A 10,815-nucleotide genomic window follows, 5' to 3' on the forward strand; every position below is an offset into this window, starting at 1 on the left:
GGGCCCCCCGCCGGGACCGCTGACCCCGTCCCCGCTCCGGGCCGGACGCCGTCGCTCCGGACGGGCCCGGGGCCCCGTCCCCGCTCCGGCCCGTCCGGCGAGCTCCCCCGAGGCGGCGGGCCCTCCCGGACGGCCGCGGGCCCCGCCCGCCCGGTACCCACGCCCCGGCGTGTCGTTCGGGTGCCTCCAGCGGGCGTCACGGGCGCGCGTGGGTTCGAATCGGGGCATGGCTTCCTACGACAGGCTCCGAGCCGGCGGCCCCCCGAGGCCGCTGAAGACCGGTGACACCTGGTGGTACGCCGCCGTGGCCGGCGAGGCCGCCGGCTCGTTCAGCACCCGGGTCCGCACCCGGACCCGGCGTGCCTGCCTCGGGGCCGTCCTCGCCCTCACGGCCGTCTACGCGGGCCTCGTGCTCACCGCGACCGGCCGCCGCTGGGGCGACGCCGCCGTGACCGGCCGGCGCGCCGACTCCGTCGCCGTCACGGTGATCCGCGACCACCCCTCGCTCGCCGGGCTCACCACCCTCTCCCTCGTCCTCGGCTGCGTCCTCCTCCTCGCCGTCGGCCTCATACGCAAGCGGTACGCCCTCACCGGCGCCGCCGCCGGCGCGGTCGTCACCGCTCTCGCCGTCACCGGACTCCTCCAGCGGTACGCGCCCCGGCCCCGGCTCGTCGACGCCGCCGGCGCCCTCGTGCCCAGCGGTTTCCCCAGTGCCCAGACCACGCTCGCCGTCGGCGTGGCCCTCGGTCTGGTACTCGTCGCCCCCTACCGGCAGCGCGCCCTCGCCGTCGGCGGCGCCACGCTCTGGGCCGCCGCCGTCGGCGCGTACACCATCGCGTCGGGGCGGCACCGGCCCGGCGACGTCATCGCCGCCGCCCTCGTCGCCCTCGCCGTGACCTCCGGCCTCCTCGCCGTCATCGCCCGCAAGGGCAGGGTCCGCCCCGGCCCGCGACGCGGGACCGCCCTGCCCGGCCTCCTCGTCACGGTCCCGCTCGCCCTCCTCGCCGCGGCCGGCCTGGGCGCCGGACTGTGGCTGCTCGGCGACACCCTCACGCTGCCCGCCACCGCCCCGTACGACCCGGCGGAGCTCCGGCTCGCGCACCGCTGCGGCCAGGCCCTCGCCGCGGGCGTGGTCGCCGCCGCCGGCCTGATCCCGCTCCTCCTGCTCCGGCGCGTCGACGTGGACGGTCCCCCCGCCCCGTACCGGCTCGGCGGCCCCTTCGTCGAGGCCGCGGGCGCTCCGCTCGACGGGGAGCTCGTGGGGCCCTTTACCGAGGACGGCGATCACGAGATATCTTGATGTCGAGCAATCTCGCATACGCAGACGTGGAGCGGAGCACCTGGTGACTGACTCGACCATCATCTACACCCACACTGACGAGGCGCCTGCCCTGGCGACGTACTCGTTCCTGCCCGTGATCCAGGCGTATGCCTCGCAGGCCGGCGTCACGGTCGAGACGCGTGACATCTCCCTCGCGGGCCGCATCATCGCCGTCTTCCCCGAGTTCCTGGAGGAGGGCCAGCGCATCCCCGACGCCCTCTCCGAGCTCGGTGACCTGGCCAAGACGCCCGGCGCCAACATCATCAAGCTGCCCAACGTCTCGGCGTCCATCCCGCAGCTCAAGGCCGCGATCGCCGAGCTCCAGGCGCAGGGCTACGCCCTCCCGGACTACCCGGACGACCCGCAGACGGACCAGGACAAGGACGTCCGCGCGCGGTACGACAAGATCAAGGGCTCGGCCGTCAACCCGGTCCTGCGCGAGGGCAACTCCGACCGCCGCGCGCCCGGCTCGGTCAAGAACTACGCCAAGACCCACCCGCACCGCATGGGCGCCTGGACCCCCGAGTCCAAGACGAACGTCGCCACGATGAGCGAGAACGACTTCGCCTCCACGGAGAAGTCCGTCGTCATCGCCGAGGACGACACCCTCCGCTTTGAATTCACCGCCGCCGACGGCACCGTCAGCGAGCTCCGCGAGCCGCTGAAGGTCATCGCCGGCGAGGTCGTCGACGCCGCCGTCATGCGCGCCGCCGCCCTGCGCACCTTCCTCGGCGAGCAGGTCGCCCGCGCCAAGGCCGAGGGCGTGCTCTTCTCCGTGCACCTCAAGGCCACGATGATGAAGGTCTCCGACCCGATCGTCTTCGGCCACGTCGTGCGCGCCTTCTTCCCGAACACCTTCGCCAAGTACGGCGAGGTGCTCGCCGCCGCCGGCCTGTCCCCGAACGACGGCCTCGGCACCGTCCTGGGCGGCCTGGACGCCCTCCCGCAGGGCGCCGAGATCAAGGCCTCCTTCGAGGCCGAGCTCGCCGACGGCCCCGCCCTGGCGATGGTCGACTCCGACAAGGGCATCACCAACCTGCACGTGCCGTCCGACGTCATCGTCGACGCCTCGATGCCGGCCATGATCCGCACCTCCGGCCACATGTGGGGCCCGGACGGCCAGGAGGCCGACACCCTCGCGGTCCTCCCGGACCACAGCTACTCCGGCGTGTACCAGGCCGTCATCGAGGACTGCCGCGCCCACGGCGCCTTCGACCCGTCGACCATGGGCTCCGTCCCGAACGTCGGCCTCATGGCGCAGAAGGCCGAGGAGTACGGCTCCCACGACAAGACCTTCGAGATGGCCCAGGCCGGCACCGTCCGCCTCGTCGACTCCGCGGGCAACGTCGTCCTGGAGCAGGAGGTCTCCGAGGGCGACATCTTCCGCGCCTGCCAGACCAAGGACCTGCCCATCCAGGACTGGGTCAAGCTGGCCGTCACCCGCGCCCGCGCCACCGGCGCCCCGGCCGTCTTCTGGCTGGACGAGAACCGCGCCCACGACGCGCAGCTCATCGCCAAGGTGAAGCAGTACCTGCCGGAGCACGACACCGAGGGCCTGGACATCAGGATCCTGTCCCCGGTCGAGGCCACCAAGTTCTCCCTGGAGCGCATCCGCCGCGGCGAGGACACCATCTCGGTCACCGGCAACGTCCTGCGCGACTACCTGACCGACCTCTTCCCGATCCTGGAGCTGGGCACCAGCGCCAAGATGCTGTCGGTCGTCCCGCTGATGGCGGGCGGCGGCCTCTTCGAGACCGGCGCCGGCGGCTCCGCCCCGAAGCACGTCCAGCAGCTCGTCAAGGAGAACTACCTCCGCTGGGACAGCCTCGGCGAGTTCTTCGCCCTGGCCGCCTCCTTCGAGCACCTCGCGACCACCACGGGCAACACCCGCGCCCAGGTCCTCGCCGACACCCTCGACCGCGCCACCGGCACCTTCCTCAACGAGGACAAGTCGCCGACCCGTCGCCTCGGTGGTATCGACAACCGCGGCAGCCACTTCTACCTGGCCCTCTACTGGGCCCGGGAGCTGGCCGCCCAGACCGAGGACGCCGAGCTGGCCAAGGTCTTCGCCCCGCTCGCCGAGACCCTCTCCTCGAACGAGCAGAAGATCGTCGACGAGCTCGTCGCCGTCCAGGGCTCCCCGGCCGACATCGGCGGCTACTACCAGCCCGACCCGGCCAAGGCCGCGGCCGTGATGCGCCCGTCCGCCACGTTCAACGAGGCCGTCGCGTCCCTCGCCTGATCCGGCGCGGGACCCGCACCGCCCCGGCCGGAGCTCCTCCGGCCGGGGCGGTCCCGTCGGTGGCGCATCTCATCCCCCGGTGTGACCCTGGAGGGCATGAGCTGGGCATCTTGGACGACCGCCGGTGTCTACACCGGGCGAGGTGGGGTGCTGACCGAGGAGGTGGGCGTCGTCACGGGCGATCTGACCGTGCACACGACGTTCGCCGACCGCGAGGCACGCGTGGCCGTGCAGTACAGCGGCGCATCCGACTGGTTCACCATGTCGGGCAGTCCCGTTCCGTGCGGATCGGAGGAGGAGAGCCGCGAGCTGCACGACGCCGTCGTGGCAGCCGTCCGGGAGGGGAACGGGGCCACGGTCCCGAACCTGCCCGTACCCCCGAGATAGCGCCGTCCCCGCAGAAGTGTTATCCCTCCCGTGCCCACGGGTCTCCCATTGGCGGGGGACTCTGACCAGGGACGAGGGAGCACACCCATGCACAGCGACGAGCGACGCACCACCGCCCTCGTGGAGGCGGCCAGGGCCGGTGACGCGGACGCCAGGGACGCGCTGGTCCGCGCCCATCTGCCGCTCGTCCACGACATCGTCGGCCGGGCCCTCGACGGCCACGCCGACACGGACGACATCGTCCAGGAGACGATGGTCCGCGCCCTCGACGGCCTGACCGGCCTCCGGGACCCCTCCCGCTTCCGGTCCTGGCTCGTCGCCATCGCCATGAACGGGGTACGGCGCCGCTGGCACGAGCGCCGGCGGGCGCCCGTGCCCGGCCTCGACCGGGCCACGGACCTCGCCGACCCGGCCGGCGACTTCACCGAGCTCACCATCCTGCGCCTCGGCCTCTCCGGGCAGCGCCGCGACGTGGCCCGCGCGACCCGCTGGCTCGACGAGGACGACGCCGAACTCCTCGCCCTGTGGTGGCTGGAGGCCGCCGGCGAACTCACCCGCGCCGAGCTCGCCGAAGGCCTCGGCGTCACCCCGCAGCACGCCGCCGTCCGCGTCCAGCGGATGAAGGAGCGCCTGGACACCGGCCGCGCCGTGGTCCGCGCCCTGGACGCGCTGCCGCCGTGCCCGGAGCTCACGGAGATCCTCACGGCCTGGGACGGCCGCCCCTCCCCGCTCTGGCGCAAGCGGATAGCCCGCCATCTGCGCACCTGTGCCGCCTGCACCTCCCGCGTGGCGGGCCGCAGCGGCCTCGCCCCCGTCGAGGGCCTCCTCGTCGGCATCGGCCTCGTCCCGCCCCTGACGGCCGCGGCCGCGCTCACGGACGGACCCGCGACGGAGTACGCCGCCCACGCGACCGGGCTGCCCGACGCCTCCGGCACCACCGGGTGGTGGACCCCGCTGCGGCGCGCCTCCGCCGCCGGAGCCGCGGCCGTCGCCGTCCTCGGGGCGGTCGCCCTCCTCGTACCGCCGCGGCCGGAGGCGCACGTCCGGCCCGACCGACCCGTCGCCGCGCCTCCGGTCACGACCGCCCCGGTCACGGCCTCCCCGAGCCCGCGGGTCACCACGGCCGCCCCCGCACCGGCGACCACCGTCCCCGCCCCCCGCCGCACCACGCGCCCGACGCCGGCCGCCGATCCGGGGGAGCGGGTCACCGCGCTCGTCAACAGGCTCCGGGCCTCGGCGGGTTGCGCCCCGCTGCGGACCGATCCCCGGCTGGTCGAGACGGCCCGGGCCTCCGCCCGCGACATGGTCGCGCGCGGCTACTACGGGCACAGCACCCCCGAGGGCGAGTTCGCCGACGCCCGGATCACCGCCGCCGGATACGACTGGAGCGCCTGGGCGGAGAACCTGGCCCGCGGCGCGGCCGACCCGGAGGCCGTCGTGGAGGGTTGGCGTGACGGGGCCATGCACGAGGAGAACATGCTCGACTGCCGGTACCGGGACACCGGCGTGGCGTCGGTGCCCGGCCCCGGTGGCAGGATCTGGGTGCAGCAGCTGGCCGCCCCCGCCTCCTGAACGGCGGGCGGCGCCTCGGCGTCCGACGCGGGAGCCCTGGCGGCGCCTCAGCGTCTGACGCCGAAGTCCTGCACCCACCAGGGGCCGTTGCCCGCGAGGGTCACCCCGACGCCGATGTCCTTGAAGGAACAGTTGAGGATGTTCGCCCGGTGCCCGGGGCTGTCCATCCAGTCCTCCATGGCCCGGGCCGGGGTCTTCGGCCCGCGGTGGATGTTCTCCCCCCAGGCCGACCAGGCGTACCCGGCGCCGCTCATCCGGTCGCCCCCGTCCCGGCCCTCCGGGCTGTGGTGCTCGTAGTAGCCGCGGGCGGCCATGTCGTCGGCGTGCTCCTGGGCCGCGCTCCGCAGGTGCGCCTCCGCGCGCAGCGGACCGCAACCGGCCTTCTCGCGCTCGGTGTTGACGAGTCCGACGACGTCCCGCACGAACCGCGCGGCCTTTCCGGTGGCGGTCCGGTCCGGCGCCGCCGCCTCGCGCGGCGCCGCGGCGGCCGTCGTGCCGGTGGCCGGGGCGGCCACGTACATCCCGGTCGCCACCGTGAGGACCACCGCCGCGGAACCGGCGAGGACGACGGCGGTACGGAACGACGGACGGCGCGGTCCGCGCCGCCCCCCGCCGGCTCTGCGGTGCCGGCCCCCGGCGCGCCCCGCCGGGGCGGGCGGCCCGGGGTCCCGGGGGCCTTCGGAGTGACCGGGACGGTCGTGGTGCCGCATGGAGCTCCGCTCTCTCGCCGAAGTCGCCGGACGGTCCGGTGCCGGGAGGGCCACCGGGGCGACGGCGGTAAGGCTTTCCGGCCCCGGTGGCCCCGACACTCCTCGTCAACGCGGCGCGTCAACCCGTGTCCGAGCCTGTCAGCCCTGCGGGATGACCGCCACCGGGCAGGGCGCCAGGTGGAGCGCCGCGTGCGCGACGGAACCGATCCGCGGCCCGAGGGCCCCGCGCCGGGCCCGCCGGCCCACCACGAGGAGCTGGGCGCCGCCCGAGACGGAGAGCAGCACCTGCCCCGCGCTGCCCAGCTCGACGTGCTCGGAGACCGGCACGTCGGGGTACCGCTCGCGCCAGGGCGCGAGCGCCTCGCCCAGTGCCTTCTCCTCGTACGGGACGAGCCCGCCGGCCTCGTCCGCGAGCCGCATCGAGGCGGGGCTGTACGCGTACAGCGGCGGCAGGCTCCACGCGCGCACGGCCCGTACGGCCGCTCCGCGCGCGGCGGCGGTCTCGAAGGCGAAGCCGAGCGCGGCCGCGCTGTCCTCCGGGCTGCCGTGCTGACCCACGAGCACGTGCCCCGACGGCGGTTCGGCCTGCTCGCCGTCGCGGGACCGGACGGCGACGACCGGGCGGGAGGAGGCGGCGATGACCTGCTGCCCGTACGAGCCGAGCAGGAAGCCGGCGACGGCGCCGTGGCCGCGCGAGCCGATGACGAGCATCTCGGCCCGGTCCTCGGTGCCGAGCAGCGCGGCGACCGGGGTGTCGGGGAGCAGCTCGGCCGTGAGCGCGAGCCCCGGGTGGCGGGCGGCGATCGTGGCCTCGGCCTCGCGCAGGACGGCGTGGGCCGCGCGCTGCTGGGCGTCGGGGTCCTGGACGAGGGGCAGGTCGAGCGGTTCCCAGCGCCACGCGTGCGCGAGCCGTAGCGGGAGGTCCCGGTGCAGGGCCTCCCGGGCGGCCCAGTCGGCCGCGGCGAGGCTCTCGGGGGAACCGTCCACTCCTGCGACGATCTCACGACTCATCGGGCTGCCTCCGTCAATACGGTGACGGGCCCGCCCGGCGGCCGGCCCTCCTCCCCCCAGCTTGGGCCCAACGGCGGCTCGACGACAGGGCCGGACGTCCCGACATGCCGGTCCGCCCGGCCCTTCGCCCGTCCCGGTGCTCAGGCCAGCAGCGTGAGCCGGGAGTGGGTGCCGTTGAGGTAGTGGTCCCCGATGTCGCGGAGCCGGTGGGCCGCCTGGGTGGGGGCGGTGAGCGCGCGGGCGTTGCGCCAGAAGCGGTCGAAGCCCGGGCCGCCGCCGCGGGCGTCGGCTCCCGCCGTGCCGTCGACGAGTTCGAGGATGCGCGTGGTGATGTGGACGGCGGCCCGGCCGGTGACCGTCTCGGCCGCCGCCACGAGGACGGCGATGTCGGCGCGTTCCTCCGGGCCGAGCGACCACTCGGCGAGCAGCCCCCCGGCGAGGGCGTGCGTCGCCCGCTCCACCACCGCGGCGGCGGCGTGCGCGGCCGTCGCCAGCTCCCCGTAGGCGAGCAGGAGGTACGGGTCGTCCCCGGCGCCCACGTCCGTGGCCGACGTGCCTCCCGTGAGGCCGACGGGGGCGGGACCCGCCTGTCCGGCGCGGCTGATGTCCCGGGCCTCCGCGAGCGCCCCCTCGGCGATGCCGAGCCCGACCTGGACGAGGAGCAGCCGCAGGGCGAGCGGTGCGAGGGTGGTGAAGGGCGCGACGGCGTGCTCGTCGTGCGGGAGGACCCCGAGGACGTGCCGTGGCTCCACCGGGACGCGGTCGAACGTGACGGTGCCGGCCCCGGCCAGGCGCTGGCCGACCCGGTCCGGAGCGGCGTCCGTGAACACCCCCGGCCGGGCCGGGTCCACGAGGACGACGAGGAGGTCGCCGGTGCCGCCGGGCCGCGCGCCGACGACGAGCCGGTCGGCGACCGTGACGCCGGAGGCGAAGGCGCGGCGCCCGTCGAGGATCCAGCCGCCGCCGGGGCCGTCGGCGGGCGTGAGCGTGAGCCCGGGGGCGGATTCGACGTGCGGCGGTTCGACGCCGCCGGCGAGCAGCCAGCGCTCCTCGGCCGTGCACACGTCGAGGGCGGGCCCGGGGGAGCACGCGTCGCCGGCGTCCTGCGCGGGGCCGAAGAAGCGGCTGCTCCAGGACAGCGCGTAGTGGTGGGCGAGGAGTTCGCCGACCGAACTGTCGGCGGCGGAGATCTCCCGTACGACCGCACAGGCGGCCCGCCAGTCCGCGCCCCGCCGGGTCGGTCCCGGCGCCGTGAGGAGACCGGGCAGCCCCGCCTCCTGGAGGCGCGCGACCTCGTCGAAGGGGGCCTTGCCGGCCCGGTCCCGGGCGAGGGCGTCGACGGCGAGGTCGTCGGCGAGCTCGCGGGTGACGCGGAGCCAGATCTCGTCGTCGGCCGGCCGGTCGACGGGCCGGCCGGGCGGTGCGGAGGCGGTCCGTATCGCTGGTCTCTTCGGCGATCTCCTCGGCGTACTCACGTCACCTCACCCGATCCCTAGTATCCCCACTGGAATAGTAGGGATACTGGCAGAGGCGACCGCGTGGCCCCAAGGGGCGTCCACGGAGCGGACAACGCCGTATCAGCGAGTGAGACGGTGTCGGGTTCGCGCAGCTGGTGAGGGGCGGGCCCCGCCCGGTCAGGGGTTGGTCCAGGCTTCCGGGTCGTCCGCGAGCGCGACGATCGCGGCCGGCAGCTTCGCCGCCGAGAGTTCCGCGAGGGACACCCCCAGCACGTCCCGGACGCTGGCCCGCAGGGCGATCCACAGCGTCAGCAGCGACTCGGCCGGCCCCGAGTACGACAGGTCCGGCGGCCGCTCCCCCCGTACGGAGACCAGCGGGCCGTCCACGCAGCGGATGACGTCCGCGACCGAGATCGTCTCGGCCGGCCGGGCCAGCCAGTACCCGCCGTTGCCGCCGCGCTGGCTCTGCACCAGACCGCCCTTGCGCATGTCGCCGAGGATGCCCTCCAGGAACTTGTGCGAGATGTCCTGGTCCACCGCGATGGCCTCCGCCTTCAGCGGCCCCGCGTCCTGGGCTGCGGCGAGCTGGAGGGCGGCCCGCACCGCGTAGTCGGCCCTGGCTGAAATGCGCATGCGCGCATTATTCCGCACGGGTGCGCCCGGAGCCGTGCGCCCGCGCGGCGACTCGCACCGCGCCCACGGGACGGCCCGTACCGCACCCTTGACGGCGCCCGTGGCCCGCCGGACACTCATGGACGGGAAACCGAGCGAACAGGTAGGAAATCATGGGACGCACCGGTCGGAGGGACACCTCGCCCGCCGTGCCCCTCCCGCGCTCGCTGCCCCTGACGTCCCGCCGGCACATCGACCTGCTGCGGGTCTGCAGCGCGGCGAGTCGCCGTTCCCGCGCAGGCGTCCACCCCGTCCGCTGAGACGCCCGCCGCGGTCCGCCCGTCTCCTCCGCCCGTACCCCTGCCGCCTCCGGGTCCCGTGCGGCCGGCGCGTCACGCCGCCGCCGGCGGAACCGTCGCGTCCACGCCGCCGCACGCCGCCCTGGCCGGCACCGAGCACCCCCGAGGGAGAACCATGTCCGTCGTCGTCCCGTCCCGGCTCCTGCCCGCCTCCGCCGCCGTCCCCGTCTTCCGGGGCCGGATCGGCCGCGACGCGAACAGCGGCCACTACGCCGTCCCGCACCGCTACCGCCTCCACGTCGACCCGTCCGACCCCCGGTGTCTGAGCATCGCCCTCACCCACAGCCTGCTCGGACTCGACGCCACGCTCCCGCTCACCGTGCTCCCCGGCACCCCCGACACGCCCGACGGCGGGTACGCCGCGCTCCGGCCGCTGTACGAGGCGAGCGCCCACCTCTACACCGGTCCGGCCGCCGCCCCCGTCCTCAGCGACGGCTGGACCGGACGGATCGTCAGCACCCACGTCCCCGACATCCTCCGGGACCTCGCCCTGCGCTTCCGCGGCGACGGCCCCGACCTGCTGCCCGAGGCGCACCGCGACGCCGTCGACGCGATCGCCGACCTGTGCGAGCGGAGCGTCAACCGGGCCGCCCAGCGCGCCGGCGAACTCGGACTCGACGGCGAATCCGCCCACCGCGACCCGCTCACCGTCCTCTTCGCCGCGCTCGGTTCCCTGGAACGCCGCCTCGCCCACCGGCCCTACGTCCTCGGAGACGCCCCGACCGCCGCCGACTTGCACGTCTGGGTGACCCTCGTCCAGCTCGACACCGTGCACCGCTGGCACCTCGACGCCGCCGCCATGGACCGCGTCGCCGCCCACCCCGCGCTGTGGGCCTACGCCCAGCGCCTCGCCGCCCGCCCCGAGTTCGCCCGCCACCTCGACATCGACGCCCTCCTGCGCCGCCACCGCGCCCACTGCCGCGGCCGCGAGGCCGCGGGCGCGGCGATACGCCTCGTCGACTGGTCCGCCGGGCGCTGACGGAGACCGGCGCGCCCGCCCGGTCCAGGGCGGGCGCCGTCAGCCGATGCGGTTCCCCGCCAGCGGCGCCGTGTCGTCGCCCGTGCCCCCGCGGACCCCGCGCAGGAACGCCTCCAGGGCCTCCAGCGAGCTCGCCGCCGGCTCCCAGCCCAGCTCCTGCCGGGC

Annotated in this window: 10 protein-coding genes; 6 read left to right on the forward strand and 4 right to left on the reverse strand. The window is 75.6% G+C overall.

Features of this window, described 5'->3' with window-relative positions; all coding sequences use genetic code 11:
- Nucleotides 1–226 precede the first annotated feature (226 nt).
- The 4 genes from K7G60_RS37090 (at nt 227) to K7G60_RS37105 (ending at nt 5,522) form a co-directional block, all read left to right on the forward strand.
- A complete protein-coding gene (locus tag K7G60_RS37090) occupies nt 227–1,300 on the forward strand; it encodes a phosphatase PAP2 family protein (RefSeq protein WP_225805368.1) in 1,074 nt (357 codons plus the stop codon).
- A 43-nt stretch (nt 1,301–1,343) separates the two neighbouring features.
- Entirely contained in the window at nt 1,344–3,563 is a 2,220-nt protein-coding gene (locus tag K7G60_RS37095) for an NADP-dependent isocitrate dehydrogenase (protein ID WP_225805369.1), read from the forward strand.
- 96 nt (nt 3,564–3,659) lie between these two features.
- On the forward strand, nt 3,660–3,950 hold the full coding sequence (locus K7G60_RS37100) for a hypothetical protein (protein ID WP_225805370.1): 291 nt from the start codon (nt 3,660–3,662) through the stop codon (nt 3,948–3,950).
- A gap of 87 nt (nt 3,951–4,037) precedes the next feature.
- Nucleotides 4,038–5,522, forward strand: a complete 1,485-nt coding sequence (locus tag K7G60_RS37105) for a sigma-70 family RNA polymerase sigma factor (protein WP_225805371.1) — start codon at nt 4,038–4,040, stop codon at nt 5,520–5,522.
- 47 nt (nt 5,523–5,569) lie between these two features.
- Here K7G60_RS37105 and K7G60_RS37110 read toward each other — a convergent pair whose 3' ends face one another.
- The 4 genes from K7G60_RS37110 to K7G60_RS37125 form a co-directional block, all read right to left on the reverse strand.
- Nucleotides 5,570–6,232: a CAP domain-containing protein gene (locus K7G60_RS37110; protein WP_225805372.1), complete on the reverse strand. Its 663-nt coding sequence runs from the start codon at nt 6,230–6,232 to the stop codon at nt 5,570–5,572.
- 138 nt (nt 6,233–6,370) lie between these two features.
- Complete coding sequence (locus K7G60_RS37115) at nt 6,371–7,243, reverse strand: universal stress protein (protein ID WP_225805373.1); 873 nt, start codon at nt 7,241–7,243, stop codon at nt 6,371–6,373.
- A 140-nt stretch (nt 7,244–7,383) separates the two neighbouring features.
- On the reverse strand, nt 7,384–8,718 hold the full coding sequence (locus K7G60_RS37120) for an acyl-CoA dehydrogenase (RefSeq protein WP_225805374.1): 1,335 nt from the start codon (nt 8,716–8,718) through the stop codon (nt 7,384–7,386).
- A 159-nt stretch (nt 8,719–8,877) separates the two neighbouring features.
- Entirely contained in the window at nt 8,878–9,333 is a 456-nt protein-coding gene (locus K7G60_RS37125) for an Rrf2 family transcriptional regulator (protein WP_225805375.1), read from the reverse strand.
- A 152-nt stretch (nt 9,334–9,485) separates the two neighbouring features.
- Here K7G60_RS37125 and K7G60_RS37130 point away from each other — a divergent pair, with 152 nt between their 5' ends.
- Together K7G60_RS37130 and K7G60_RS37135 are read left to right on the forward strand one after the other, a co-directional pair.
- Complete coding sequence (locus K7G60_RS37130) at nt 9,486–9,632, forward strand: cell envelope biogenesis protein OmpA (RefSeq protein WP_225805376.1); 147 nt, start codon at nt 9,486–9,488, stop codon at nt 9,630–9,632.
- A 154-nt stretch (nt 9,633–9,786) separates the two neighbouring features.
- Nucleotides 9,787–10,650 carry a glutathione S-transferase C-terminal domain-containing protein gene (locus K7G60_RS37135; protein WP_225805377.1) on the forward strand — a complete coding sequence of 288 codons (864 nt, stop codon included), beginning with the start codon at nt 9,787–9,789 and terminating at the stop codon, nt 10,648–10,650.
- The last annotated feature ends 165 nt before the right edge of the window (nt 10,651–10,815 follow it).

This window comes from Streptomyces sp. NK15101, assembly GCF_020400725.1.
GTDB lineage: Bacteria > Actinomycetota > Actinomycetes > Streptomycetales > Streptomycetaceae > Streptomyces.

Bases quoted from the DNA above. Each gene is read 5' to 3' on its own strand.
- K7G60_RS37125 (WP_225805375.1), bottom strand. From the start codon at position 9,333: ATGCGCATTTCAGCCAGGGCCGACTACGCGGTGCGGGCCGCCCTCCAG.
- K7G60_RS37110 (WP_225805372.1), bottom strand. From the start codon at position 6,232: ATGCGGCACCACGACCGTCCCGGTCACTCCGAAGGCCCCCGGGACCCC.
- K7G60_RS37115 (WP_225805373.1), bottom strand. From the start codon at position 7,243: ATGAGTCGTGAGATCGTCGCAGGAGTGGACGGTTCCCCCGAGAGCCTC.
- K7G60_RS37130 (WP_225805376.1), top strand. From the start codon at position 9,486: ATGGGACGCACCGGTCGGAGGGACACCTCGCCCGCCGTGCCCCTCCCG.
- K7G60_RS37105 (WP_225805371.1), top strand. From the start codon at position 4,038: ATGCACAGCGACGAGCGACGCACCACCGCCCTCGTGGAGGCGGCCAGG.
- K7G60_RS37135 (WP_225805377.1), top strand. From the start codon at position 9,787: ATGTCCGTCGTCGTCCCGTCCCGGCTCCTGCCCGCCTCCGCCGCCGTC.
- K7G60_RS37100 (WP_225805370.1), top strand. From the start codon at position 3,660: ATGAGCTGGGCATCTTGGACGACCGCCGGTGTCTACACCGGGCGAGGT.
- K7G60_RS37090 (WP_225805368.1), top strand. From the start codon at position 227: ATGGCTTCCTACGACAGGCTCCGAGCCGGCGGCCCCCCGAGGCCGCTG.